Origin of the sequence: Cohnella sp. GCM10012308 (assembly GCF_042649185.1) — a bacterium.
GTDB lineage: Bacteria > Bacillota > Bacilli > Paenibacillales > Paenibacillaceae > Cohnella.
Map to the genome: position 1 here is coordinate 199,803 of NZ_JBHRYU010000008.1, position 26,472 is coordinate 226,274.

The 26,472-nt window shown below is 58.8% G+C and carries 15 protein-coding genes; 11 read left to right on the top strand and 4 right to left on the bottom strand.

The features are described from left to right. Nucleotides 1-372: 372 nt before the first annotated feature. Both ACFOTD_RS12460 and ACFOTD_RS12465 read right to left on the bottom strand, forming a co-directional pair. Entirely contained in the window at nucleotides 373-813 is a 441-nt protein-coding gene (locus ACFOTD_RS12460; RefSeq protein WP_378119112.1) for a MarR family winged helix-turn-helix transcriptional regulator, read from the bottom strand. A 180-nt stretch (nucleotides 814-993) separates the two neighbouring features. Further along, nucleotides 994-2,097: a hypothetical protein gene (locus ACFOTD_RS12465; protein WP_378119114.1), complete on the bottom strand. Its 1,104-nt coding sequence runs from the start codon at nucleotides 2,095-2,097 to the stop codon at nucleotides 994-996. Between the two features lie 271 nt (nucleotides 2,098-2,368). On the opposite strand from ACFOTD_RS12465, the gene ACFOTD_RS12470 reads away from it, so the two are divergent. After that, a complete protein-coding gene (locus ACFOTD_RS12470) occupies nucleotides 2,369-4,756 on the top strand; it encodes an FAD-dependent oxidoreductase (protein WP_378119116.1) in 2,388 nt (795 codons plus the stop codon). 852 nt (nucleotides 4,757-5,608) lie between these two features. On the opposite strand, the gene ACFOTD_RS12475 is transcribed toward ACFOTD_RS12470, so the two are convergent. Together ACFOTD_RS12475 and ACFOTD_RS12480 are read right to left on the bottom strand one after the other, a co-directional pair. Continuing rightward, nucleotides 5,609-7,306: a helix-turn-helix domain-containing protein gene (locus tag ACFOTD_RS12475; RefSeq protein ID WP_378119118.1), complete on the bottom strand. Its 1,698-nt coding sequence runs from the start codon at nucleotides 7,304-7,306 to the stop codon at nucleotides 5,609-5,611. Further along, entirely contained in the window at nucleotides 7,299-9,044 is a 1,746-nt protein-coding gene (locus tag ACFOTD_RS12480; protein WP_378119120.1) for a cache domain-containing sensor histidine kinase, read from the bottom strand. The genes ACFOTD_RS12475 and ACFOTD_RS12480 overlap by 8 nt, the downstream gene beginning before the upstream one ends. A gap of 259 nt (nucleotides 9,045-9,303) precedes the next feature. Here ACFOTD_RS12480 and ACFOTD_RS12485 point away from each other — a divergent pair, with 259 nt between their 5' ends. The 10 genes from ACFOTD_RS12485 to ACFOTD_RS12530 all read left to right on the top strand — a co-directional run bounded on the left by ACFOTD_RS12485 (nucleotide 9,304) and on the right by ACFOTD_RS12530 (nucleotide 25,834). Continuing rightward, nucleotides 9,304-10,266 carry an ABC transporter permease gene (locus ACFOTD_RS12485; protein ID WP_378119122.1) on the top strand — a complete coding sequence of 321 codons (963 nt, stop codon included), beginning with the start codon at nucleotides 9,304-9,306 and terminating at the stop codon, nucleotides 10,264-10,266. Between the two features lie 23 nt (nucleotides 10,267-10,289). Continuing rightward, nucleotides 10,290-11,180 carry a carbohydrate ABC transporter permease gene (locus ACFOTD_RS12490; protein WP_378119124.1) on the top strand — a complete coding sequence of 297 codons (891 nt, stop codon included), beginning with the start codon at nucleotides 10,290-10,292 and terminating at the stop codon, nucleotides 11,178-11,180. Between the two features lie 142 nt (nucleotides 11,181-11,322). Next, nucleotides 11,323-12,981, top strand: a complete 1,659-nt coding sequence (locus ACFOTD_RS12495; RefSeq protein WP_378119126.1) for a type 2 periplasmic-binding domain-containing protein — start codon at nucleotides 11,323-11,325, stop codon at nucleotides 12,979-12,981. A gap of 107 nt (nucleotides 12,982-13,088) precedes the next feature. Continuing rightward, the gene (locus tag ACFOTD_RS12500; protein ID WP_378119128.1) at nucleotides 13,089-16,739 is read left to right on the top strand and encodes a fibronectin type III domain-containing protein; all 3,651 of its coding nucleotides are present in this window, start codon (nucleotides 13,089-13,091) and stop codon (nucleotides 16,737-16,739) included. A 244-nt stretch (nucleotides 16,740-16,983) separates the two neighbouring features. After that, nucleotides 16,984-17,958 (top strand): ABC transporter permease, encoded by a 975-nt coding sequence (locus tag ACFOTD_RS12505; RefSeq protein ID WP_378119130.1) that lies wholly within the window; start codon nucleotides 16,984-16,986, stop codon nucleotides 17,956-17,958. 20 nt (nucleotides 17,959-17,978) lie between these two features. After that, nucleotides 17,979-18,851, top strand: a complete 873-nt coding sequence (locus tag ACFOTD_RS12510) for a carbohydrate ABC transporter permease (protein WP_378119132.1) — start codon at nucleotides 17,979-17,981, stop codon at nucleotides 18,849-18,851. A 96-nt stretch (nucleotides 18,852-18,947) separates the two neighbouring features. Continuing rightward, a complete protein-coding gene (locus ACFOTD_RS12515) occupies nucleotides 18,948-20,537 on the top strand; it encodes an extracellular solute-binding protein (protein WP_378119134.1) in 1,590 nt (529 codons plus the stop codon). Nucleotides 20,538-20,560: 23 nt separating this feature from the next. Next, nucleotides 20,561-22,924: a helix-turn-helix domain-containing protein gene (locus ACFOTD_RS12520; RefSeq protein WP_378119136.1), complete on the top strand. Its 2,364-nt coding sequence runs from the start codon at nucleotides 20,561-20,563 to the stop codon at nucleotides 22,922-22,924. Further along, nucleotides 22,914-24,947 (top strand): SUMF1/EgtB/PvdO family nonheme iron enzyme, encoded by a 2,034-nt coding sequence (locus ACFOTD_RS12525; RefSeq protein ID WP_378119138.1) that lies wholly within the window; start codon nucleotides 22,914-22,916, stop codon nucleotides 24,945-24,947. The genes ACFOTD_RS12520 and ACFOTD_RS12525 overlap by 11 nt, the downstream gene beginning before the upstream one ends. Beyond that, a complete protein-coding gene (locus ACFOTD_RS12530; RefSeq protein ID WP_378119140.1) occupies nucleotides 24,944-25,834 on the top strand; it encodes a dihydrodipicolinate synthase family protein in 891 nt (296 codons plus the stop codon). Before ACFOTD_RS12525 ends, ACFOTD_RS12530 begins: the two co-directional genes overlap by 4 nt. Nucleotides 25,835-26,472: the final 638 nt, after the last annotated feature.

Genomic DNA, 26,472 nt, shown 5'->3' on the forward strand with positions numbered 1-26,472 from the left:
GCGGGACGCCTATCAATGGCTCATTTGACAGCCGTTTCAGTGGGTCCGCGTGCCGTCGCCTGCGTCGTTCTTTCATTGCAATGCCTGCAAATATACATCTTTTTTTGCCGATTTAGACCTCTTTGTACATCATAGATGCAAATGCGCAGGTATTTCTCTTTCATCAACCCGATTTCGGTTTGCGCTTTGCATTTACCTGCATATTTGCAGGTATTTCATCACGTGTCGCGACTCGGCAGAAAATAAATGTACAGATGCAGTTTTTTGCCCGCCAAGCTTCCATAAATCTCCGGTTCGCCGAGCGCGCTTACCTTTCCGTAAATTGCTGCCCCAATTTATAATTTCCGATCTTTTACATTTCGTGCACGGCATCTATTGCAATACGCGGAAAATCCCGGATTGAAGCCGCCCGATTGCGTCCGAGGCCTCCGCCAGCTCGTTATCCGAAGTTCCCTCGATTCGCTGCATGAAGCGGTTCATCATAAAGGAAAACGATTCGTTCATCCGGGCTTGTCCGAGCGGCGAGAGCCGGATGTGCTGTTTTCTCCGGTCCGACGGATCCTCGATTTTTTCGCACAGGCCTTGCTCCATCAGCTTCTTGATCTCCCGGCTCGTGTTCGGCATCGAGATGCCCTTGCACTCGCTGATCCGGCTTAAGGTCATCGGCTGTTCGACCGCGAGAAACTCCATGATCTCGTATTGCTGCGGCGTCAAGCCGTGCATCGGCATATCCTTCGTCATCTCGTAATGCACCTGGTGCGCCGACGTAATGAGGGAGACGAGCTGCTGGAAAACCGTCGATTTCAAATCCATATCGATCACCCCGGTTCCTGTATGTTATCGGCATGCGGCATCTTCTTATCAAAAAACAACTAAATTATAACAAACAAGGCGTTCCATGAAAATGCCTGACGGAAACGCAGGCCGCGTCAGACAAAAGAAGCCCGGTTTGCGACGTTGCCGCAAGCCGGGCTTCTTTTATCGGTGATTTACTCACACGCTCTTTTCGCACAAATAAATCTTCAACGCCTGTGCCATACGTCCGCCTAACCGCCGGAGCGAATCGGCCGTATACTGCCCTTCGACGAGACCGAAGTAAGGAATCTTGATCGAAAAGGCCATCGGCACGTTCTCCTGAATCATAAAGGAGGAGCAGGTCGGATACGGCTGGTTCCAATCGTCGCCCATCTCGATATCGTTGGCCGGATCGTAGGGGATGTCCCGCGCGTCGTCCAATCCCCGCGACAGCTCGCTCAGCGCTTGCCCGAAACGCTCGATCCTGCGGTCCGCCCCGGTGCCCGTTTTAACGATAAAGACGTGGTCGTTCCGCTCGCCCCACTTGTGCGGACAATGAAAATCCATGCCGACGACGGGACGCAAAGCGCGCACGAACCGCATGATCGCCGGCGTAACCGCATAAATCGGCTGCTCGACATAATCCCGGTTATGGTCGTGAGGCGCTCTTCCTTTGCCTTGATCGCCGTTTTCGACGCCGTCGATGTCAACGAAAGGGACGAAATGGATGCAATAGCGTTCGAGAAACCCGGATGCGGGATGGTCTTCTATGAGAAATGCCAACAGTCCCTCCAGCACGTAGTTCACCGTCGATTCGCACGCATGGTGGCGGCTGCAGAAGAAGAGATGCTCCGGCGCATCAGCGCTGCCGACGAGGAGGAGCGGCACCTCCGTCTGTTTTTTGGTCAGGCAAAGGATGTCCCGGCGTACGATAGGGAGAGTCTTGATGCGCTCGTAAAATCTCTCGAAGTGTCGGACCTGGTAGGGCAGCGAAAAAGCGAAGTAAACCTCGGGATGGTCGGGGGCGAAGCGGTAGACGAAGGACTTGGCGCTCAGGACGCTTTGCGCGCCGAGCCATTCCCAGTGAATGCCGTCCAGGCTGTAAGCCGGACCCCAGGGGCCGACGACCTCGCCGTTCGTGAATTCGAAGACGACGTCTCTTTCTTCATCGCAGCGGATGCAGAAGCTCCAGTAAAACCACCAATAGGCGGAGTCCCGTATTTCCTGCTCTACTCTCACGACTTCGTCCACGGAGACGACCTTGATGTTGCCGCCCGCATAGTCCGAACGAATCTGGATCACGTGTAACCCTCCCTTAAACCGCCATTCGTGCGGCACGCTATAGCTGATTTGATAGCGTTTTCTTCCTGCTGCCCCTCAGTATACCGATTGGAAGCTTTGCGATACATAGCTTCGTTTTTGTTTTGATACCTCTATTTGAGGTCTCTCGTTCGTTATCCAAAATGAAGGTATCAAATCAAAAATAGCGCTATTTTGTCGGTAGAAGCGCGATGGTATAGTGGGGTGGAAATGAAAGAAAACGCTGTCAATCCGTTTGAAGAGGTAGACGGCGATGGAGGCAACGGAATTGACGGAGAACACGAACAACGCTAATCGAAGGCATTCGGAGCGTGTCATACGGCAAGCGCACGAGGCGGAAAATACCCGGAATATTCGCAAGGAAAGCTACGATGTCGTCGTTTGCGGCGGCGGTCTGGCGGGATTCTGCGCTGCGGTGGCCGCTGCCAGGCATGGCTCGCGGACCTGTCTCGTTCAGGATCGGCCCGTCTTCGGAGGCAACAGCTCGTCCGAGGTACGGGTGACACCGCACGGCGCGGCTGCCTTCCACGTTTATGCGAAGGAGACGGGCATTATCTCGGAGCTGCTGATCGAGGAGCGCGCCCGCAACCACGAGGTCATCTTCGAGAACGGATGGACGAACAGCGTATGGGATATGGCGATGTACGATCTGGCGGTGCGAACGCCGAATCTGACCTTTTACCTGAATACGTCGATCGTCGAGGTTCGCAAGAGCGCGGAGCGGCGCATCGAAGCGGTCGTCGGCGTCGTGGCGAATGCGGAGACCACGCTGGAATTGAGCGGCGAAATCTTCATCGATTGCACGGGCGACGGGATCGTGGCGGATCTGGCCGGGTGCGAGTGGCATATGGGCTCGGAAGGCCGGGACGAATATAACGAGCCGCATGCGCCGCTTCAGGCGAGCGGCGACGTGATGGGCTCGTCGCTGCTGTTCAAGACGGTGAACACCGGCGCGCCTGCGCCGTTCGAGGCCCCGGAATGGGCGGCGAAGCTGGACAACCCGGACTTTTTCTATAAGGAAGGCCGGAGGCCCAACGATGTACGCGGCGGCTACTGGTGGATCGAGATCGGCGTGCCGTGGCATACGATTCACGAGAACGAGGACATCCGGCATCAATTGACGCGGTACGTGCTGGGCGTCTGGGACTGGATCAAGAACAAGGATCCCAATACGAAGGAGCTGGCCGCGAACCACGCGATCGACTGGATCGGGCAGGTGCCGGGCAAGCGCGAGAGCCGGAGAATCCAGGGTCTCTACTTGATGACCGAGCACGACCCGCTGAACAGAACCGTGTTCGAGGACGAGATCGCTTACGGCGGCTGGTTTCTGGACCTGCATACGCCGGGCGGCCTGCTGGCGCCGACGAGCGAGCATGCGAGCGCCGAAGGCTACAACGAGACCAGCTCGTACATGGTCAAAAGCTATTGCGGACCGTACGGCATTCCGCTGCGTTCGTCGATTGCCCGGGACGTCGACAACCTGATGATGGCCGGACGCAACGTCAGCGTCACGCATGCCGCGCTCGGCACGGTGCGGGTCATGGGCACGACGGCGATCGTCGGGCAAGCCGTCGGCACTTCGGCCGCGATTGCCTTGAAGCTCGGCATCGCGCTTAAGGATGTGCCGGGGCAAGCGATTCGGGAGGTGCAGCAGACGCTGCTCCGAGACGGCTGCTTCCTGCCGAACGCGACGAACGAGGACGAGCTGGATCTGGCGCGCGCGGCCCGGGTGAACGCCAGCAGCGAAGCGGCTTGTGCAGGTATGGATGCGGAGAAGGATGATTCTCGGCGGTTCCCGGAAACGGAGGCGTTGCGGGAGCGCAAAGGCCAATGGATCGCGATCGCCGAAGAGACGCTGGATCGCGTGGCGGTCTGCCTGTCCAACCTGTCGGACGTCGAGCAGACCGTAGAGGCGCGGATCCTGCCCGTCGATCATATCTGGGATTACCGCACGGAGGAGCTGGAGCCGCTCGCGACCACGCTGCTGACCATCAAGCCCGGCGCGGCTTTCGAGTGGGTCGAGTGGGACGTTCGGTTATCGAAGGACGGCGGCCTCGAGCCCGGCAAGTACGTGCGTCTCGATCTGCTGGCGAATGCGAGCCTGCAATGGCATGTCGCATCGGGCGCCGTACCGGCGCATACTTGCGCGTATGAGATGGGGGGCGGCAAGATGCGCAGGGACTGGAACGGTCCGACGCGCAGCTTCCGGGTGGAACCGCCGCAGCGCAGCTTCGGCCCGGAGCAGGCGGTGAACGGCGTGGCGCGCCCCAACCGGTACACGAATCTATGGCGTTCGGACCCGGATCAGGCGCTGCCGCAATGGCTCGAGCTGACTTGGGAGCAGCCGCAGACAATCGGGCACGTGGAGTTGACGTTTCCCGGTCATCTGCTATGGGAGTATCACGGGTATGCGCCTTTCTATAAAGATCCGCAGTGTGCGAAGAATTACCGGATCGAAGCGTGGGAAGGCGGGGCTTGGACGGAGATCGCGGCCGTGCGGGGCAACTACCAGCGGCATTGCCGCCACCGCTTGGAGAAGCCGGTCACGACCGCCAAGCTGCGCGTCGTGATCGAAGCGACCAATGGCGATCCGTCCGCCGCCATCTACGAGATTCGCTGCTATGCGCCGCAAGAAGAATAAGCTCGGCGAATATTAAACGCAAAAGAGGATGAAGCAGAGGTATTCGCAGCTTCATCCTTTTTTTTGCTTTTTGGTCTATGATGCTCGCTGGAGCGGACCGCGGCGTCGATCGAGGCGAAGAGGCGCTGTACAGCGTCACATGGCGAGGCCGCGCCGGCAACCGAGCGAAGAGGCGCTGTACAGCGCCACATGGCGAGACCGCGCCGCCGATCGAGGCGAAGAGACGCTGTACAGCGTCACATGGCGAGACCGTGTCGCCGATCGAGGCGAAGTGGCGCTGTGTAGCGCCACATGGTGTGTTCGCGCCGGCAATCAAGGCTAAGAAGTCCCAAATAGAACTACATGGCGGGACCGCGCCAGCAACCGAGGCGAAGAAGTCCTATATAGAACTACACGGTAGGACCGCGCCGGCAACCGAGGCGAAGAAGTCCCATATAGAACTACATGGCGGGACCGCGCCAGCAATCGAGGCGAAGAAGTCCCATATAGAGCTACATGGCGGGGTTGGGGGGCCAACCGAGGCGAAGAAGCTCCATATGGAGCTACATGGCGGACCCGGGGAGCCAATCGAGGCGAAGAAGCTCCATATAGAACTACATGGCGGGACCGCGCCGGCAACCGAGGCGAAGAAGTCCCAAATAGAACTACATGGAGAGACCGCGCCAGCAACCGAGGCTAAGAAGTCCCAAATAGAACTACATGGAGGGACCGCGCCAGCAACCGAGGCGAAGAAGCTCCATATAGAGCTACATGGTGAGCCGGGGAGCCAACCGGGGCTAAGAAGCTCCATATAGAGCTACATGGCGAGACTGTGACCTCTACCGAGGCGCGTTCTTAGCGTCGATCCTTCTCCTACCTCGAACGACGATACTCCTTTGGCGACATGCCGAAGTAGTTTTTGAACGCGCGGGAGAAGTGGTACAGATTGCCGTAGCCGACCCGGTCGGACACTTCGTTGATGCGCAGGGTGGGATCTTGAAGAAGCTTGCGCGCTTCTTCCATCCGCACCTTGATCAGATAGGCGGTGAAGGTCAACCCGGTCCGCTCCTTGAACAGCCTGCTGAAGTAGGAGTAGTTCATGGATACGCGGTTCGCCATCTCCGCCAGCTGGATGTCGCGACTGAAATGCTCCCGCACATAGCTCTCCGCGAAGGAGACGACCGTTTCCTCCGGTTCGGCATGCTCGCCTGCGGATTGTTTGGCCGCACCTGCATATTCTTTCAGATAGCGACGAAGGTCGCTTAGCGTATGAAAGGAAGCCAACGCGCGGACGGGCTCGCTCCGTTCGAGCGGGTGATGTCCGCTCAAGCGCCGTCGAATCTCGGTGAGCAGAAGGCCGTAAACTGCTTCGATTTGTTCAAGGGATGCGGCTCCGATCAGGCTGTCGGGCAGCCAGCGGTCGATCCAGTGTGCGATCCGTTCCAGTTGGAGCGTATCTACGGCCAGGCGCAGCTCTTCGATATCTTTGCGAGCGGGCGAATGTTCCTCGCGACCGCCGGCAGACAGCGCCGGCTGCCATCCTAACACATCGCGAGGTTCCCGCAAAATCCGGTAAGACATCGCGAGCCTTGCATGCTCATACAGCTGTCGCAGCTCCGCAGGAGATCCTATCTCGCTCACGAAGGCGGCCGCCCGCTCAGCTCCTGTCTCCCGAAGGTGCGCAACGGCAGCTTCGAGCAGCAAAGTCGTACCATCACCCGTTTCATCTACCGCAAAGTTAATAACCGCGCAGATCTGTCCGCCTCCATCGTGGAACACGACCAACTTGAGCCGCTCGGCCAATCCGCCCGCGCTCGCCTGGCTTTCCAGCACGGACGTAACCAGCGACAAGTCTGCCGAGCTAAAGGCAGCTTCGCCGACATGGAACAAAGCGACCACCGCATGGGCATGGCTCAAATACGCTTCCGCCAAGGACCGGTCCGCCGATCTGTCGTCCGACCGGTTCGCCGAGCCGCCGACCGAGCCACTCACCGAACCACTCACCGAACCGCTCATCGAGCCGCCAACCAAGCCGCCAACCAAGCCGCCAACCAAGCCCCCGACCGAACCGCCCACCGAATTCCCCGCAGCGCCCTGCGTACCCGCATCGTTCAGCAGCGCGTTCATCCGCGCGGCGAGCGCCAGATGCTCCGTCCGGCGGCTTCGCTCCGCGATGGCAGCCTGCCGGGCATCCTCCTCGATGGCCTTTATCGCCGCCTTGATCTGCTCCGCGAGCTCGGCCGAGCCCGCCGGCTTCAGCAAGTAATCCAGCACGCCGTATTTAAAGGCCTCGCGAACGTAGGCGTAATCGCCGTAGCCGCTCAGCAGAATGAACTTGGTCCGCGGCAGCTCGGCGGAGAGCCGGCGGACGACCTGCACGCCGTCGATGTCGGGCATGCGCATATCCGTAATGACGATATGCGGCGCAAGCTCCGCCGCGACCCGCAGCCCTTCCTCTCCGCCGCAAGCGACGCGGATCTCCGAGATCTCGCTCATTCCCGCGCGTTCTAGCTTGGCTTTGACCCCTTCGGCGATCAGACGCTCGTCATCGATAATAAGGATGTTATACATCGTTGTTGTCTTCCTCTCCTGTACCGCAGGGAATCGTAACGATCGTCTCCGCATATTCGCCTTCTAGGCTGTTAAGCCGGATGGCATACGCTTCGCCATAGAACAGCTTTAATCTTTCGTTGATATTGCCGAGGCCGATGCTTTCTCTCGTGTGATCGTCAGGCGGGGCATAATCGGACTCCCTGAACCGCCGATTGAGAGACGCCAACCGCGTCTCCCCGATGCCCGGCCCGTTGTCCTTGATCGAGATCAGGACGGTCCGCTCGGACCCAAGGCCGGCCGTGAGCACGATGCGAAGCGAGCCGTTCGCCGGAAAACCGTGCTTGATGCTGTTCTCCACGATCGGCTGCAGGATGAAGCGTATCATGCGAAGTCCAAGCAGCTCGCCCGGCACCTGAATATCCAGCTCGACCTCGCCGCCGTATTTGACCTTTTGCAGATTCATGTACTGCTCCAGGTAACGGATCTCGGATTCGAGCGTCGCGAACTTCGAACGGCCGTCCATGTTGTAACGCATCATCTTTCCGAAATCGGCCATCGCGTCCGACACTTCGAATTGCCCGGCGAGCTCCATCCTGGCGCTGAACATGTCGAGCGTGTTGTAAATGAAGTGAGGATTGATCTGCGACTGCAGCGCCGCCAACTGGGCGTCCTTCTGAATCGTTTCTTTGCGGATCATGTCCTTCATCAGCGTCGTGATCTTGTTCAGCAGCAGGTTAAACCGCTCGCTGATGACCCCGAATTCGTCCCGTCGCCGGATCGGAATCGGCTCGAAGCCGGATTCGATCGCCTGATCCATCTGGCGGATGCTCGTTCTCATCGTGCGCAGCGCCATTTGGAGCACGGAATAGAAGGCAAATAGCAGCACGACCGTCGCGGCGATAAAAATCAGATTGCTGGCGACCTGCCAGGAATTCGCCGTGCGCGGGAGCTTGAGGTTCATCAGCATGGACAAGCCGACGCGGTCCAGCCGCTCGCCGACATAGAGACGGCCGCCGCGGACCGCATGACCGCCGTCGGCCAGCTTCTGTTGAAGCGGGAGAGGGAGGCCGACGGCGCTGCCAGCCGGAAAGACAAGCTCGCCCCGCGCATCCGCAATGGCCACGTCCTGCCCGGCCACCGGATTCTCCGGCAGCGCCGTCCCTAGCAGATCGCCCGGCCGCACTTCAACCAGCGTAAACCCGATGTCGGCGCCCTCCAGGGACACCATCTTTTGCACGAAGCCGTACGTACGGCCGCTCTCCGCACTGTCGCGGACGACCCATGCCGACTTCGCTCCCGACTCGGCGAAGGGCGCGTACCAAGGCTCCTTCATCGCCCGGGATGCGCGGAAGAAGGCGCCGAACCCCTCCGGAATGCTGTCGTTTTTCATATAAACGGATATTTTCTCCGTATTGACCTTCTGGAACAGCATGGCGTAGTTGATTAACGGCGCCGCATAGCTGAAGTACGTATCCAGCGAGTCGTCTCCCGAGAAAGGGCTCGCCAGAAACTGCTGCAGGCGATAGTTATAGGTAATGGAGTCGCTGAGGCTTTCGAGCAGATCGATCTTGTTCTCGATCGTGAACGTCATCTGCTTCAGCGTCGTGGAAGCGTTTGCGATCAGCTGGGCCCGAAGAAAGCGCTGGGATTGATCGTACGTGTAGAGCCCGAGCGCGCTGAAAGGAAGCAGGATCAGCGCGACAAAAGCCAGCATGACCTTGCTCTTGATGCTCATGGCGTTCATAGGGCGGCGCATGGCGAACCTTCTTTCTAAAAGGGAATTTAACGTCCCCGATGTCCCTCGGTATTCGACAATCACGTATTCGACAATTTGCCCGCCAACCCTTCCGGCCGCATCGCGGAACCAAAATGAAGGTATCAAATCAAAAATGATGCTATTTTTATAAGCGCTTTCAAGAATTATAGTTAAGTCAACAAAGAGAACGCGATCCGCAGGCGGTACAGCAAGCCCATGTCACTAGCCGGACGGATTCAAGGATGGGAGAGAACGATTAGTGGAAAGAACCTTAGAGGCAAGCCGGCTGGCTGTCGCTTCGGGAACGAAGGCGAGCGGCCGGCGGTCAAGATGGAAGAGCCAATTCGCGCTTCAAAGCATGGTATGGCCCGGACTGCTGTTTCTCCTCGTTTTTTCATATTTTCCGATGTACGGGATTCTGATCGCCTTCAAGAAGTACGATTTATTTTTAGGCATCGTGGACTCGCCATGGGCGGGACTGACCTATTTCAGAGAATTTGTCACCGATCCGAACTTCCTGAACGTCCTGCGCAACACGCTCGCCATGAATTTGCTTGCGCTTCTGCTGAGTTTTCCTGCGCCGATCCTGTTCGCGCTGCTGCTGAACGAGCTGACGGCGGGACGATTCAAGCGATTCGTGCAAACGGTTTCGTATGTGCCGCATTTCGTGTCCTGGGTCATCTTCGGCGGGTTGATTCTGACCGTGCTGTCGCCCACGAACGGCGTGCTTAACCTGCTGCTCGTCAAGCTGCATTTTGTCAACGAACCGGTCAACTTCATGGCCAAGCCCGAGCTGTTCTGGTTCATCATGGTCGGGGCGGAGATGCTCAAGGGCATCGGCTGGGGAGCGATCATCTATATCGCGGCGATCGCCGGCGTCGATCCCGAGCTTCACGAGGCCGCCAAGATCGACGGCGCCGGCCGATTCCAGCGGATGTGGTACGTGACGGTGCCAAGCATTATGGGGACGATCGTGATCATGCTCATTTTCGCCGTCAGCTCGATACTCAATACCGGCTTCGAGCAGATTATGGTCATGCAAAATCCGCTCAATCTCGACGTCAGCGAGACGATCGATACTTACGTATACAAGGTCGGACTTCAGCAGATGCGCTATTCCTACTCGACGGCGGTCGGATTGGCCAAGTCGATCGTGGCGCTCATCCTGCTCTTCGGGGCGAATTATCTGTCGCGCAAGCTGTCCGACAACAGTCTGTTCTAGGTTACGAAGAAGGAGGATTCAGGATGAACATCCGCTCGAGAGGAGACAAATGGTTCGATACCATGAACGTCTTCATCATGCTGGTCGTCATGGTGCTGACGATCGCCCCGTTCTGGTTCGCGCTTGTGGGCTCGTTTAACCAGGGCCTGGATTATACGCGGGGAGGCGTCTATTTCTGGCCTCGCACGTTTACGTTGTCGAATTATGTGACCGTATTTGCCGACAGCACGATCTATCATGCCTACTTCATTACGATCATGCGGACGCTCGCCGGCACGGTGCTGCACGTCGCGTTTACGGCGCTCGTCGCCTACGGTATGTCGCGCAAAGCGCTGGCCGGACGCAACGCGTATATGATCGCCATGCTGTTCACGATGTTCTTTTACGGCGGCCTGATCCCGAACTACTTGCTGTACAAGGAACTGGGGCTGCTGAATCACTTCCTCGTTTTAATTATTCCGACCATGTTCAGCGTATGGGATATGATTATCATGATGTCGTTTTTCCGGTCGATTCCGGAGCAGATTATCGAATCCGCCAAGATCGACGGCGCCGGCGAATACCGGATTTTCCTTCAACTCATATTGCCGCTGACCAAGCCGGTTCTGGCCGCCATCGCGCTGTTCACCGGGGTGTACCACTGGAACGCCTACACGGATGCGCTGATGTTCACGACGAAGGACGCGCTGGAGCCGGTGCAGCTGTTCCTGATGCGCATCGTCACGGATTCCGGGGCGGCGTCGAAGTTCGGCGCGCAAGCCGCGAGCGTCATGCCGGAAGAAGCGAAGCAGATCAGTCCGGAGACGCTTAAGCTTGCCATGATGCTCGCGACGACGGCGCCGATTCTGGTCATCTATCCGTTTCTTCAGAAGTACTTCGTCAAAGGCGTGCTGATCGGTTCTGTCAAAGGTTGATCTTCGGTTAATTTTCGGTTGATCTTCGCGTCGGGCGGCACGTACGGGCCGGCTTCTCGCGAATTACAACATATAGCAAAGCGTTTGCCAGTCTGTCATTTACAAGTCAGTCATTTACAAGTCGTATGGGGAGGCACAACACATGCAACGCAGCAAAACATGGATCGGCGCCACGACGGCCGTCGTTCTGCTCGGGGGACTTCTCGCGGGCTGCTCGTCCGGCAATAAGAACGGGAACAACGCGCAAGCTTCGCAATCGGCCGCGCCGACTGCAAGCGCATCGGCATCGGCTTCGGCAGCGCCGACCGCTACGCCGGACGACAAGACGCCGATCAAGATCACCTGGTTCGTCGATCAGGACTATTACAAGAAAAATTGGGATCCGGTCAACAACCTGCTCGACAAAATGATTACCGACGATACCGGCATCTCGATCGACTTTTCCTCGGGCACGCCCGAAAAGCTCAGCGCCCTGATCGCTTCCGGAGACATTCCGGATGTCGTCACGGTCGATAAAAGCAACCCGCAGCGCGGCGTGCTGGAGAAGTCCGGCCTTGTGTCGCCGCTCGACGAGCTGATTCAGAAGTACGACCCGGACTTCGACGTGCCGAAGTCGATGCAGGACTGGTTCCGCAATGCGGACGGCCACTTCTACGGATACGCCAGCTTCTTCTGGGCGAAGGAAAAGTTCAAGGAAGGCGACAGCATCCGAAGCAATCAAGGCTTGTACGCGCGCAAAGACATCATGGATCAGCTCGGCATCAAGCCGGAGGACTTCAATACGAAGGAAGGCATGGTAGCCGCCCTTCGCAAGGTGAAGGACGCCAAAGTCCAATACAACGGCTTTACGGTAACGCCGGCCTACTTCGAGAGCTGGGTCATCGGCAGCTTCTTCGGGGCGCCGCGCGAAGACACGTCGGGCAACCTGGTCGACCGCGAACGCACGCCGGAGATGCTGGAAGCCTACAAGTTCCTGAATCAGCTATACAAAGAAGGCTTGATGCCGGAGGACAGCCAGACGCTCGACCAGGATCAGCTCAAGGAGAAGGTTGCGAACGGCGCCGTCTTCGCGATCACCAACAAAAACCTGGATTGGAGCGCGCTGTACCAGAAGGATCCCAAAGCGCTCTTCGTGCACGTCGGACCGGTCGTCGGCGACGCAGGCAACAAGCCGTACGTCGATCCCGTCAATGCGTCGGGCTGGACGCTGACGATGGTCAACAGCAAGACCAAATATCCGGATCGCATCATCAAGCTGCTCGACTACCTGTCTACGGACGAGATGAGCCTGAACGTGAACTATGGGCCGAAGGGCGCGGCATGGGACTTTGATGAGAACGGCAAGGTGAAGCTGAGCGACGAATTCAACGCGCTGAACGCCGAAGACCCGAACAAAGCCAAAAACAAATACGGCAACGGCACGCTGCAATGGCTCATCAACTGGGCGCCGATCCAGCGCACCGCGCCGGCGCTCGTCACGGACGACGCGATCGCGAAGCAAGACAGCTCCGACTTTTTCGCGAAGCTCACGTACGATATGCTGCCGTACGAATCGGTCACGCCGCTGGGCGGCACCGACGAAGGCGGCATCAACGCCAAGGTCGAGGAGAACCGCAAGAAGTGGCGCGCCAAAATGATCCTCGCCAAGTCGGAGGCCGACGTGGAGAAGTATTTTAACGACGAACCCGACACGGAAGCGAAGCTAGGCTACCAGAAGCTCTATGATTACGAGAACAAGCAGTTCCAGGACGCGAAGAAGGCGCTCGGCCTGCAATTCGCTTGGCCTACGAATCAGAAGTAATAGAGCACGGCAATAGAGACAGCATACGCGGGCGCTGGCAACGGCGTCCGCGTATCCATAGGCGCGGGAGAACCAGCTGGAGTCGATCATAAAGGGGAACGATGATGATGCCCAACGGTTGGAGAAGCAAGAGTCTGTCCGCATTGCTGGCTTTAACGCTTATGATTCCTTTATTCGGCGCCGGCGCCGATCAGGCCGAGGCCGACGTCCCGGCCGGCTGGCAGCCGATCGACACGGAGCCGTCGATCGCCGCGGGCAGCGCGCTGGATTTGTCGGGTCTGAACGACGTTCCGGCGGGAAGCCACGGATTTATCCAGATCGACAGCGACGGGGATTATGTCTTCACGAACCAGCCGCAGCGCAAGGTGAAGCTATACGGCGCGAATCTGTCCTGGAAAATGTACTACGGCTCCCACGAGGATGCGGAGCGTACGGCGGAGCGTCTGGCTCGGCTCGGCTATAACGTCGTTCGGCTGCATTCGCTCGATTCGATGGGCGACGATGCGCCAGGCGTTTTCAAGCTGAATTCGGCGACGCCGCAGATCAACGAAGACCGAATGGACCAAGTCGAATATCTCATCTCGAGGCTCAAGGCGCATGGCATCTACGTCACGATCGATCTTTTCCAGCTGTACGATTTTAAGAACGATCCTAACCTCAATATCTATGGGTCAAGCTACAACTCTCCCTATCTATTTCCGTTCGTGCCGGCAGCGGTGAATGCCTGGAAGACGATCGCAAGCGCGCTGCTGACGCATGTTAATCCGTATACCGGTCTTGCCTTGAAGAACGACCCCGTGCTTGTGGGCGTCAGCCCCTGGAACGAGTCGCTGGTTCTTAACATGGACCTGAGCAAGATGACGCCAGCTTTCGGTAGTTACCTGAAGGATGATTTTAATGCGTTTCTGATCGGTCGCGGCGCTGCTCCGGTCACGTCGATGCCCAATCAATATTGGAGCACGAGCGGTACGCTCAAAGACCAACTGAGCGCCTACTATTCGGCGCGAACGATCGCAGCGGCCAACGAGATGCGGAATTATTTGAAAAACGTGCTTCAAGTTCACGCGCCGGTCGGCGGCCTCAACTTCATTTACAGTCCGAACGTGAACTTCTGGCGCGACCAGTCGTCGGACGTGTACGAGACGCATATGTACCACCAGTTCGTTACGGACAGCGCGCCGGTTAACAACGGCCAATACGGCTTCCAATATAACGCGCTCAAATATCCGCGCCTGAGCATGACGTTCGACGCCGCGACCAACGCAAGCTATCCGCCTGCTTACGGGGGCGATACGCTGACGGGAAGCTACTATCCGTCTCTCGCTTTAAGGCAAAAGTACGATACGCCTTTCATCCTCACGGAATTCCAGGACACGTTCCCGGTCAAGGGTCGGGAGGAGGTCGGCATTTTCAACGGCGCGATGGGCGCGTACCAAAGCTGGGACATGATGAACCGGTATTCGTTCGGCATGAACGTCGGCGACGCGTATTCCAACAACAAGCTGGGCACGCCGGAGACGTTCTCGATCACGAACGACCCGCTGGCGATTACCTCCGAGACGCAGGCCGCGCTTCTGTATCGCACCGGCGCCGTACAGGCAAGCGCGCCCAAGTTCGTCATCGTATGGGATAAGACGTGGGTTAGCGACACGGGAGCCGCTTCCGATCTGGAGACCCAAATCGCCAACATGATGTATATCCCGCACTTGTTCAATGTCGCCACGGTGTATGCGGACAATCCGGGACAGCCGTTCGCGGTCTACAAGATCACGCCGGGACTGACCAAGGCGCAGATCGCCGCAGGCGATTTTCCTGCGGCGAACCGGATCCCGATTACGACCGCCATGAACAAACTGCAAGTGGCCGAAACGATGATCGATTCCCTGGACGCTTCGCCGATGAAGACGGCCATGCTTGACGCGCTGGACGACAACAAGCTGCTGTCCGATACGGGCGAGCTGCTGTTCGACCTCAATCTCAACACGTACATGGTCCGCACGCCGAAGGTCGTCGCGGCGGCGGGAACGATGGACAATAACGCGCTCGATCTCGGCGCCGTGTCGGTGACGGGGGACGTATACAAGGGAACGTTCCTCGCATCGTCACTGGATAATAGCCCGCTGGAAGACAGCGACAGGATGCTGCTCGTCTACACGACCGACGTCGCGGCGACCGGCGAACGGACGATCCAGCAGCCGAACGGAATCGTTCAATACTACAAGGGCACGCTCCCTACGCTGGCCAAGGAGCAAACCGCCGTGGTCAAGCTCGCGACGGATCGCCCTGCCGCAGGTTACAAAGCCTACAAGCTGTCGCTGAACGGCGTAAGGCTGCAAGAAGTTCCCGTTACGGCAGATGCGAACGGCATTTCGCTCCAGCTCCGCACGGACAAAGGATTCTCGTTCGAGCTGGTCTACGACCCGATGTTCGAGGATGCGTTCGAGGACGGCAACGCGAACGGATGGACGGCGGCGGGCGGACCCTGGAGCGTGGCGACGAGCGGCGGCAATGCCGCGTACCGCGCGAGCGCCGCAGGCAAGTCCGTGATCGACGCGACGTACGGCGGCGATTATGCGATCGAAGCCGACGTAAATTCGGCGAGCGGCGTCGGCGGCATCGGCCTGCTGGCCAAATATGCGGATAGCGACAATTATTATGCGTACGCCTACCGCGCCGACACGGGCAGCGCCGTAATCAAGAAACGCGTGGGCGGCGTAGACACGGTCGTTCAGACGGTAAGCGGCCTGTCGACCGTCGCAGCCGGAACGCCCTATAAGCTGCGGCTCGAGGCGATCGGCACGAACCTGGTCGGCTACCTGAACGGCGCGTCCGTCATCTCCGCCGTCGATACTTCGCTTGCCGGAGGCCAAGCCGGACTCTTATCGGAGTCGGGGCAGTCCGTCGACTTCGACAACGTCGTGGTTCGTCATTATGACCGCGCGGCGCCGGCCGCTCCCGCAGGCTTGACCGCGGTGCCGATCTCGGCCAACGAGATCGACTTGTCCTGGCAGGCTCCCGCGGACGAGACGGGCGTCAAGGGTTATAAGGTGTTCCGCGACGGCGCGGAGGTCGCCACCGTCAATGGCGCCTTCCAGAGCTACAAGGATACGGGCCTGACGATTTCCACCGCCTATCACTATACGGTTAAGGCTTTCGATCTCGACGACCGGTTGTCGAATGCCAGCAGCCAAGTCGTGTCGACGACCACGAGCACGCTGTTCGCGACCGACTTCGAGGACTTGAACCTGGCCCCATGGACTGTCGTGGGCGGCTGGGGTACCTTCTACATCGTAAAGGACGGCAATACGAGGGTCTACTTGTCCGATAACGCTTCCTCCGGCTCGACCAAGTCGGTAACGGGACCGCCAAGCACTGCCGCAAATGCATGGACGAATTACAGCGTCGAAGCCAAGATCAAGGTAGACAGCTGGCACGACCGCGTCGGCTTGGTCGCGCGATATCAAAACGCCAGCAATTATTACTATATGAGCTATTCCGGCTACTATCATACGGTATCGCTGGTGAAATATCAGAACGGCACGGATACGACGCTGGCTTCGGCGACGCTCAGCGCAGATCCGACGGCCGGCGCCTACCATACCTTCAAGCTGGAAGCGAACGGCAGCTCGATCAAAGGCTATATCGACGGCGCATTGCTCGTCAGCGGAACTTCGATCGCATTTACTTCCGGCCAGGCGGGCGTATACTCGCACATGCAGAAGACGTATTTCGACGACTTCAACGTACAGAAGCTGTAACCGGACGCAGCTCTTTTGGCGGCAAGACGACAGAGGACTGTGCATGCAGGAAATGAACAGGAAAGGCGGACGCGACTCGCGTCCGCCTTTTCGTTGCGCGGTTTTCGTGTGGGAGAAGTGCATCAGATAGACAAATGCATCAACGCCGGCATGGCGGAGAGGTGCATCATGCGTTCCTCATTTGCCAATTGGAACGCGGCAGGGCGGCCGGTATCATGAGGGCAGACGGGAAGGAGGAGAGGTCATGCAAGTGCAGGATGTGCCTATAAGCAAAGGGCGGCGGCAAGGCGCGGCGCTTCGGACGGAGATTCCGTGGCGGTGGTACGCCTGGGGCCGGATCAAAAAAAGCAGATATTACTATGCGATGTTTGCGATTCCGTTCCTCTACTTTATTTTGTTTTCCTACGTACCCATGTCGGGCATCGTCATCGCGTTCAAGAACTACAACGTGTTCGACGGGATCGCGGGGAGCCCGTGGGTCGGCTTCAAGTATTTCCGCGAGTTTCTGTCCGATCCTTATTTCTTCACCCTGATCCGCAATACGATGCTGATCGGGCTGTATCAGATCCTGTTCGCGTTTCCCGCGCCGATCATTCTGGCGCTGCTGCTCAACGAGCTGCGCCATACCGGGTTCAAGCGATTGGTGCAGACCGTCAGCTACCTGCCGCATTTTCTGTCCACGGTCGTCGTGTGCGGCATCATCGTCAACTTCGCTTCCTTCGACGGGCTGATCAACCAGTTTCTCGCTTTCTTGGGCCTGGAGCCGATTCATTTTCTGATGATGCCCGAATGGTTCAGAACGATCTACATCTCCTCCGAGATCTGGCAGGGGATCGGATGGGGCTCGATCATCTTTCTGGCGGCGCTCACGGGGATCGATTCCCAACTGTACGAGGCGGCCACGATCGACGGCGCCAATCGTTGGCGGCAGATGTTCCACGTCACGCTGCCCGGCATTATGCCGACTATCGTCATCATGCTGCTGTTCAGCATCGGCGCGATCATGGCGGTCTCGTTCGAGAAGGTGCTGCTGCTGTCCAACGGCTCCAACTTCGCGACGTCCGACATTATCTCGACCTACGTCTACCGGCGCGGACTCGTATCGAGCGACTTCAGCTACGCAACCGCAGTCGGCCTGTTCAACTCGGTCATCGCGCTCGTATTTCTGACGATCGGCAACTATCTGAGCCGGAAGGCGAGCGAGACGAGCCTCTGGTAATGAGGGAAGGAGAGGGAGTCATGTACAAAAGCTTCGGAAGCCGCCTGTTCGATTCCGTCAACATCGTCGCCATGCTGCTGCTCGTATTCGTAACCTTCTACCCGCTCTACTATATCTTCGTCGTGTCGGTCAGCGGCGGCAGCGCGGTGATGAGAGGCGACGTCGCGTTCTACCCGATCGACTTCAACTGGGATACCTATTCGCTGGTGTTCGACGACGCTTCGATCTGGCGGGCGTACCTCAACACGATCGTCTACACGATTGTCGGGACGCTGATCAATCTGTTCTGTACCGCGCTATGCGCTTATCCGCTGTCCAAGCGGGACTTTTACGGCAGAGGCTTCTTCACCCTCATGATCGTGGTCACGATGTTCTTCAGCGGAGGGCTGATCCCGTCTTACCTGCTCGTGCAGAAGCTCGGCATGATGAACACGATGTGGGCGATCGTGATTCCCGGCGCGATCAGCGTCTGGAACATGATCGTGATGCGGACGTTTTTCCAGGGCATCCCCAATGAACTGTACGAATCGGCGGGCATGGACGGTGCGAGCGAGCTGACTTCGCTAATCCGGATCACGCTGCCGCTGTCCAAGCCGATCATGGCCACCATGGCGATGTTCTACGCGGTAGGGCACTGGAACAGCTTTTTCTCCGCGATGATCTATTTGAACGAGAAGGCGAAGTTTCCGCTCCAGATCATCCTGCGCAACATGGTCGTGATGGGGGAAATGTCAAATCAATCCCAGGAGATCAGCGGGGCTTATGCGGCCGTCACCGCAACGAACATCAAGTATGCCGTCATTATTATCGCGGTCTTGCCCATCTTGCTGGTATATCCGTTCATCCAGAAATACTTCGTCAAGGGCGTCATGGTCGGATCGCTGAAAGGCTGACAAGCGGTTATTGCGCGCGCATGCCCGGGAACTGGTTGTTGACCCGGTCCGGCGTTCGAATAATAATAAATGAACAAGACAGGGGAGAAACGGAATATGGCAAAAAGAAAAGGATTCCAGTTGCTTACAGTGAGCGCTCTGCTCGCCACGCTCGTCTCGGCATGCAGCGGCGGCGGTTCGAACGGCGCGGCGAGCGAGTCCGCGGGCGGTGCGAGCGGCGCTGAAAATGCGAGCGCGAAGCCGGCGGCCAGCGGGAGTGCAGCCACGCAGCAGAAAGTAACCGTGCGCTGGATGCGGGGCGAGAACCCGTCCCAGGCGATCAAGACGGATACGCCGGTGCTGCGGGAGATCGCCAAGCAGACCGGCGTCACCATCAACCTGGAGCCGGTGCCCGGCAGCAACTACGTGGACAAGAAGCGGGCGCTGCTGGCGACGAACAACATTCCCGACATCATCGGCCTGGAGTCCAAGGAAGTGGCCGAGTTCGCGGGTACGGGCATGTTCGTCCCGATCTCGGACTACCTGGACCAGATGCCGAACCTGACCAAGGCCATCGAAGAAAACCCGGAGATCAAGAAGTTGTATGTCGACGGCAAGCTGTACTCGCTGCCGATCACCGAGCAATTCAAGATTCAGGGCGGCAAGACGCTGTTGATCCGGACAGATATTCTTAAGGAGCTGGGGCTTGAGACGCCGAAAACGTTCGACGAGCTGCATACGGTGCTGGCGGCGATGAAGAAGGCATATCCGGAATCGTATCCTTGGACCGCCCGCGGCATGTCCTTCATGGATGCGCTCTCATTCGGGATGGGCAGCGGCTACGGCATGACCTACGATCCGGACGCCGACAACTACTTCTACGGCACGAACAAACCGGCGTTCAAGGAAGTGCTCGCCTACCTCAACAAGCTGTACAGCGAGAAGCTGCTGGACCCGGATTTCGCCGTCAATACCAAGCAGAACTGGGACGAGAAGCTGAGCACGGGCAAGTCGTTTTTCTACTATGACAATAATCAATTCGCGGTCAACTATAATGCGACGCTGCAGGAGACGGATCCGGACGCCAAGTTCGACCGTATCCCGTACCTCCAGGATTCCAAGGGCCAAACGCGCGGCTGGCTGTATCCGAAGGGCTGGCTGGTCGACAATTACGCCATCAGCGCGAAAACCAAAAATCCGGAAGCGCTGATCAAGATGTTCGACTGGATGTACGGGCCGGAAGGCACGATCGTCACCAATTACGGCGCGGAAGGCGAGACCTACGAGCTGGTCGACGGGAAGCCGCAGATCAAGGCGGACGTGCTGGAGAAGTACAAGACGGCAGCCGATCCGGCGCGCGTGATGATGTCCGAGATCGGCGCGGGGCTGCTGGCGCTGGCCGTGCGGGTGGACGAAGGTCCGACCAAGCAGGTGACGCATCCGGATCTGGTGCGCTGGGGCGAAGAGCTGGTGGCCGATCCGGGCGCGGTGATCGTACCGGGACTCGCGCCGGGCTTCACGTCGGAGGAGAACGATCGCATCAAGGAAATCACGACCAAAACGTCCGTGCTTGAGCAGGATGTCGTGAAGTTCATCATGGGCACCAAGCCGCTGGATCAATTCGACGCCTGGGCGGGCGAGCTGACGAAGGCCGGCGCGGACGACCTGGAGAAAATCTACAACGACGCGTATAACCGCACTAAATAATCGGGAATGAGGAGGGTCCGGAAATGAACAAGTGGATTGAACTGCTGCGCATGAACAAACTGTTCATCCGGATTCTCCTCTACTTTTTGTCCCTGGTGGCGCTTGTCATCGTCATCGGGGTTTTTTCCTATACGAACTTCGTGAACGAGGCGAAGCGGGAGTACAACGATAAGATCGCTATGAACCTAGCGTCCGCGGCGGATACGGTGGACGGCTACCTGCAGTCCGTCCACGAGTCGAGCGTGAGCTTCTTCGGCGACCCGGCGGTCGCCCGGCTGCTCAAGCCGAGGGACCTGTACACGGACGAGGAGCTGGCGGATCTGTACCTGCTGCCGCAGAGCGTCGGGCGAACGAGGTTCGGCCTGAACCGGTTTATCGACGAGCTGTTCGTTTACGCCGACGATCACAGCGTGTTTACGGCCAGCGGCATCAACGGCTTTGGCGCGTTTTTCGATAAGTTTTATGTGTACGAGGGGATGGGAAGGGCCGATTGGCAGGCCAAGCTCAAGGAAGGCAGCTACTTTGAGGTGTTGAAGCCGATGACCGTACGGGATTCTTTCGGGCAAAAGCAGGTCCTGTCCGTCGTCGCCGTCAACCAGTCCGGCAGATATCCGGCCGCCATGGTCGCCACCATCCGGGTGAGCGAGCTGCTCCGCACCATGGACGTCATCCTCGAGCCGGGCGTCACCCGCGTCGTCGTCACCGACGGCAGCGGAGGGACGATCCTCTCGTCGGATCCCGCGTTTCCCGGCAGCGAGTCCGTCGCACGCCTCGCAGCGCGCGGCGGGACGGACGCCGGCGGAAGCGCCGTGGAGCTGAACGTCGGGGGCGCCGCCTACACCGTCTCCGCCATTTCAAGCGATCTGTACAACTGGAAATTCTACGCCTTCACCCCGGTCGACGAGTTCAGGCGCCAGGCGTCCGGCATGCTGAACCTGATTGTCGGCATCTGCCTGCTGCTGTGCGTGATCGGCTGCCTGTTCTCGTTCATCTTCTCGTTCAAGATCTACAACCCGATCCGCAAGCTGGGCGAGGTGCTGGCCGACAAGGGCAGCGGCTTGAACTGGGAAGAGGGAAAAACGGCGGGCGTGGGCGATTTGGAGCGGATCGGCAGCGGCATTCACCAGCTGATCTCTTACCGGCACCGGTACCAGGACGAACTCCAGACGTTGACGCAGGAATATCTGGATCATGCGCTGTACCAGCTCATGAACGGCAGCGAACGCCGCGACGACCAGAACGAAGAGCTGCTGCGCACGATGCGGGAGCGGCTGTCCTTTCACGAACCGGGGTACGTCTGCGTCGTCGTTTCGTTCGAGTTCCTGGGCGGCTTCTACAGCGATCTGCAGGACGTCGACCGGATCGTCATCCAGAGCAAGCTGAAGAAGGTTATCGCGGGCCTGCTTAAAGACGATATGAAGCTGTACGTGGTAGAAGCGCGAAAAAATACGTATCTCTGCGTCGTGAATCTGGGCGAGCACAAGGGGACGGATGCCGTCGAACGGGGTCTTGACCGGCTCATCCAGACGTTTATCCAGGACTGGGCGTACTGCCGAATCCATATCGGCATCGGCCATTGGCACGAGGGCATGACGGGCATCACGCGTTCGTACCGGGAGGCGCTCGCCGCGCTGCAGACGATCAACGACCAGCATCCGTTCCGGATCGCGCATGCGGGCGAGCTGAAGGCGGAGCCGGGCATGCACTTTACGTTCGCAGATGAGAACCGGCTGCTGAATCTGCTGAAGGTCGGCGATAAGCCCGGCTTGACGGCTCTGGCGGAAGAGATGCTCGACGTGACGGAAAAGCGGAGCGCGTCGTTCAGCGTGCGCACGCTGCTCCTCGGCGAGATCTACGGAACGGCCCTTCGCTATGCCAAGGAGCGGGGCATCGAGGTCGGCGGCATCCTCGCGGAAGCCGAGCATGCGCAGCTGGACGGTCCCTGCGAGCTGCCGGCCGAGCTGCAGCGCAACCGGGGCCTGCTGGTTCGTTTTCTGCACGGCATCGTCGACAACGTGGCCGAGCAGCACAGACCGCCGGGCAAGTCGTCGGAGCTGGCGCTGCTGATCAGGCAATACGTAGAAGAAAACTACGCATCCGACTTGTATCTGGAGTCGATCGCGGAGCAGATGAATGTGTCCATGAAGTATGCTTCGCGGGTGTTCAAGGCCAAGTTCGAAATGAATCTGACCGACTATATCAGCCTGCTGCGCATCGAAAAAGCCAAGGCGCTGCTGGCGGAGAGCGGCTTGTCGGTGGGAGAAGTCGCCGAGCAGGTCGGATTTTTCAACCGTACGACATTTCTAAGGACATTCAAGCGAATCGAAGGCGTCTCGCCGAACGATTATCGCAAAGCGATCGGAGAGGGTGAACGAAATGGCGCTTAACCGGCTGCCGGAAGAAAGTGAATATACGAATGCGATCGGGATGCGGCTTGCGAGGATCGAGCCCGGACTTTTCCTCATGGGGAGCGAGAGCGGAGATCTGGACGAGCTGCCCGTACACCGGGTCGAGGTTACGAAGCCGTTCTATATGGGCGTCCATCAGGTCACCAATGCCGAGTATGAGCGGTTCGATCCGCGCCATCGGGATGTGAGGGGCAAGCTGGGCTTCTCGCAGGAGGATGACGAGGCGGTGGTGTTCGTCAGTTGGCACGAGGCGGCGGCGTACTGCCGCTGGCTGTCGGAGCGGGACGGCAGGCCGTACCGGCTGCCGACGGAAGCGGAGTGGGAGTACGCCTGCAGGGCGGGCACGCTGTCGGACTATTCGACGGGCGACGCGTTTCCGAGAAGCCGCTACAGAAATCAGTGGCACAGCTGGTACCCGGACCCGGTTAAGACGAAAAAGGAATTCGAGGTTGTGCCGCTGACGGTCGGACAATACGAGCCGAACGCCTGGGGGCTGCACGATATGCATGGCAATGTGGAGGAATGGGTGCAGGACTGGTACGGTCCCTACGCGGACGGCGAGCAGTCGGACCCGGTCGGACGGGTGGACGGCGACTTCAAGGTCACCCGGGGCGGCAGCCACTCGACGGACGTCCGCTACCTGCGATCCGCCGAACGGATGGCGACGCTGCCGGAGGACAAGCACTGGCTGATCGGCTTCCGTGTCGTGCTCGGCGAGCTGCCGGATACCGCGCCGCTGCCGCCGGCAGACCCTTATCCTTATCAGGTTGGCGTGTCGCAGGCGGTGCCTGAATTGACTGAATTGACTGAATTGAATGAATTAACGGACTCGATAGATTTGACGGAATCGATGGATTTGACGGAATCGACGGATTCGACGGATTTGGTGGTTGAAGGCACCAAGACGGACTCGCCCTATTTCGTGCAGCCCAAGGTGTACGTGAAGCTGACACCCACCGAGCGGGGACCGTTTTTCCGCCACAATCACTCGCCGTACGTTGCAGAGACGCCAAACGGCGATCTGCTGGCCGCCTGGTTTACGACGAACGAGGAGAGCGGCCGGGAGATGAAGCTCGTCGCGAGCCGGCTGCGGCATGGAGCGGCGGAATGGGACGATGCTTCGCTCTTCTGGGATGCGCCCGACCGCAATATGACCGGCGGCGCGTTCTGGCTGGACGAAGCCGGCAAGCTGCACCATATCTGCGGGCTCGGCGCCGCGGGAACGTGGGGCACGCTCGTCCAGGTGCTGCGGACGTCGACGGACAACGGCGTGACCTGGAGCAAGGGACGGATTCTATATCCGGAGCACGGCGTGCGGACGATGCCGATTCCGTCGCTGTTCAAGACCCGGTCGGGCGCGATGGTGCTGTCCTGCGACGCAGAGACAGGCAGCACGGGCGGCAGCACGGTATGGATCAGCAACGACGAGGGGGATTCCTGGTACGATGCCGGCGGGCTGATCCGCGGGATTCATGCGCCGGTCGAGGAATTGAGCGACGGACGCCTGCTGTCCTACGGACGGGGAGACGAGATACACGACCGCATGGCCATGAGCATCTCGTCGGACATGGGACGCTCCTGGCGCTACGAAGAGAGCGAGTTCGATCCGATCGGGATGGGACAGCGCGCCGTTCTTCGCAGATTGAAGGAGGGGCCGTTATTCCTCGCTTCCTTTGCGGACGGAATGGAGATCGTCGACCGTTCCGGCCAATCGCGCAAGATCTCCGGTTTGTTTGCGGCCGTTTCGTATGACGACGGGGAGACCTGGCCTTATAAGCGGCTGGTATCGACCGACGAGGATGGCGGCGTCTGGGATGGCGGTGCCTGGACCGGGGAATTCCGGATGGACCGGAGCCACGCGGAGCCCAAGGGTTACCTGGCCATGGTGCAGGGGCGGAACGGGACCATCCATCTGCTGAGCAGCCGCATTCACTATGCCTTTAATCTGCAGTGGGTGCTCGAGCGCTCGCCTGCATTGACGACGGAGGTCGCTGTAAAATGAAAAAGCTGTACGGCGTGACAACGGCGATGGTGACGCCATTCGACGAGCAAGGCCGGGTGGATCTCGGAGCCGTGGCCCGGTTGACCGAGTTTCTCGTCGACAAAGGCGTGCACTGCCTGTATCCGCTCGGAACGACGGGCGAAATGCTGCGGCTGACGGCGGAGGAGCGCAAGGCGGTGGCGGAGGAGGTCGTACGGACGGCGGCGGGCCGGGCGACGGTCTATATCCATGCCGGAGCGGCTACGCAAGAGGAGACAAAGATCCTGGCGAGGCATGCCCACGAGATCGGCGCGGACGGGATCGGCGTCGTGACGCCCGTCTTCTTCGGCGCGAACGACCGCGAGCTGGAAGCCTATTTCGTGGACGTCGCTTCTTGCGTGCCGGACGATTTCCCGGTATACCTGTACAATATCCCGCAATGCGCCGCCAACGACCTCAAGACGGACATCGCGCAGCGGATCGCCGATCGGTGCAACAACGTCGTCGGCATCAAGTACAGCTATCCGGACTTCCTTCGCACCAACGAATATATCGGCATCCGGGACGGAGATTTCTCCGTCATGCAGGGCGCGGACCGCCTGTTCCTGGCCGCCTTGGCGCTCGGCTGCGACGGCGTCGTGTCCGGCGTCTCCTGCGTATTTCCAGAGCCGTTCGTTGCCGTGTACAATGCCTATCTGGCAGGGGATCTCGACAAGGCGCGCAAGCTGCAGCGGACGGCCGTCGCCTACTGCGAAGCCGTGCGCAGCGGCAGCAACATGGCCTACTTCAAGGAGGCGCTCCGCTGGCGCGGCGTGGACGCCGGCCATATGCGGGCGCCGCAGCTGGACCTGCTGCCGGAGGAAGTCGAGGCGCTGCATGGGTTGCTTGGACAATTGCCCGTACTTTAAAGCGAAGATGGCCAGCAAGCTCGGAGGGTTGAGCTTGCTGGTTTTTATGCTTATACGTATTCTCTCTACAGCAAATAGAACATGCCATATCGTTATTCCTCGTCGTGCCGCCGATCTCGCCGAGATAAGACGCTGCAACATCGTTATTCCTCGTCCGTACCGCCGATTTCGCCAGGATAAGACGCTGCCACATCGTTATTCCTGGCTGTAACGCCTATTCCGCCAAAATAAGACGCTGCCACATAGTTATTCCTGGCCGTACCGCCGATTTCGCCAATATAAGACGCTGTCACATCGTTATTCCTGGCTGTAATGCCTATTCCGCAATCGTTTTGCAAACATCCTAACATAGTAGGCTGCAGTTCAAGACGAGAAAGGCTGTCAGTGGGGGAACAACTTGTTTTCTCCAGCAAGCAAAGTGAAGATGGTAAGGATAGCTTTGCACATCTGTTAGCATAAAAAAACAAAACAAAGCCCCTCCCAAAATGTACGAATCACCGATTTTTTTTTGGGAAAGCGATTTAGTTTAAGTGCGCAATATCCGTTGAGGCTTCAACCTTTTCGGACGTTTTCGTGGCCGTCCTCCGCGTTTGCGTCGACCTCGGCTTGTGCGTTCTCGCTTTGGACACAGCGCATCC

Excerpts from the sequence above, each read along its gene's own strand:
- ACFOTD_RS12460 (WP_378119112.1), bottom strand. The coding sequence starts at position 813 with ATGGATTTGAAATCGACGGTTTTCCAGCAGCTCGTCTCCCTCATTACG.
- ACFOTD_RS12470 (WP_378119116.1), top strand. The coding sequence starts at position 2,369 with ATGGAGGCAACGGAATTGACGGAGAACACGAACAACGCTAATCGAAGG.
- ACFOTD_RS12475 (WP_378119118.1), bottom strand. The coding sequence starts at position 7,306 with ATGTATAACATCCTTATTATCGATGACGAGCGTCTGATCGCCGAAGGG.
- ACFOTD_RS12480 (WP_378119120.1), bottom strand. The coding sequence starts at position 9,044 with ATGCGCCGCCCTATGAACGCCATGAGCATCAAGAGCAAGGTCATGCTG.
- ACFOTD_RS12490 (WP_378119124.1), top strand. The coding sequence starts at position 10,290 with ATGAACATCCGCTCGAGAGGAGACAAATGGTTCGATACCATGAACGTC.
- ACFOTD_RS12495 (WP_378119126.1), top strand. The coding sequence starts at position 11,323 with ATGCAACGCAGCAAAACATGGATCGGCGCCACGACGGCCGTCGTTCTG.
- ACFOTD_RS12500 (WP_378119128.1), top strand. The coding sequence starts at position 13,089 with ATGCCCAACGGTTGGAGAAGCAAGAGTCTGTCCGCATTGCTGGCTTTA.
- ACFOTD_RS12505 (WP_378119130.1), top strand. The coding sequence starts at position 16,984 with ATGCAAGTGCAGGATGTGCCTATAAGCAAAGGGCGGCGGCAAGGCGCG.
- ACFOTD_RS12510 (WP_378119132.1), top strand. The coding sequence starts at position 17,979 with ATGTACAAAAGCTTCGGAAGCCGCCTGTTCGATTCCGTCAACATCGTC.
- ACFOTD_RS12515 (WP_378119134.1), top strand. The coding sequence starts at position 18,948 with ATGGCAAAAAGAAAAGGATTCCAGTTGCTTACAGTGAGCGCTCTGCTC.
- ACFOTD_RS12520 (WP_378119136.1), top strand. The coding sequence starts at position 20,561 with ATGAACAAGTGGATTGAACTGCTGCGCATGAACAAACTGTTCATCCGG.
- ACFOTD_RS12525 (WP_378119138.1), top strand. The coding sequence starts at position 22,914 with ATGGCGCTTAACCGGCTGCCGGAAGAAAGTGAATATACGAATGCGATC.
- ACFOTD_RS12530 (WP_378119140.1), top strand. The coding sequence starts at position 24,944 with ATGAAAAAGCTGTACGGCGTGACAACGGCGATGGTGACGCCATTCGAC.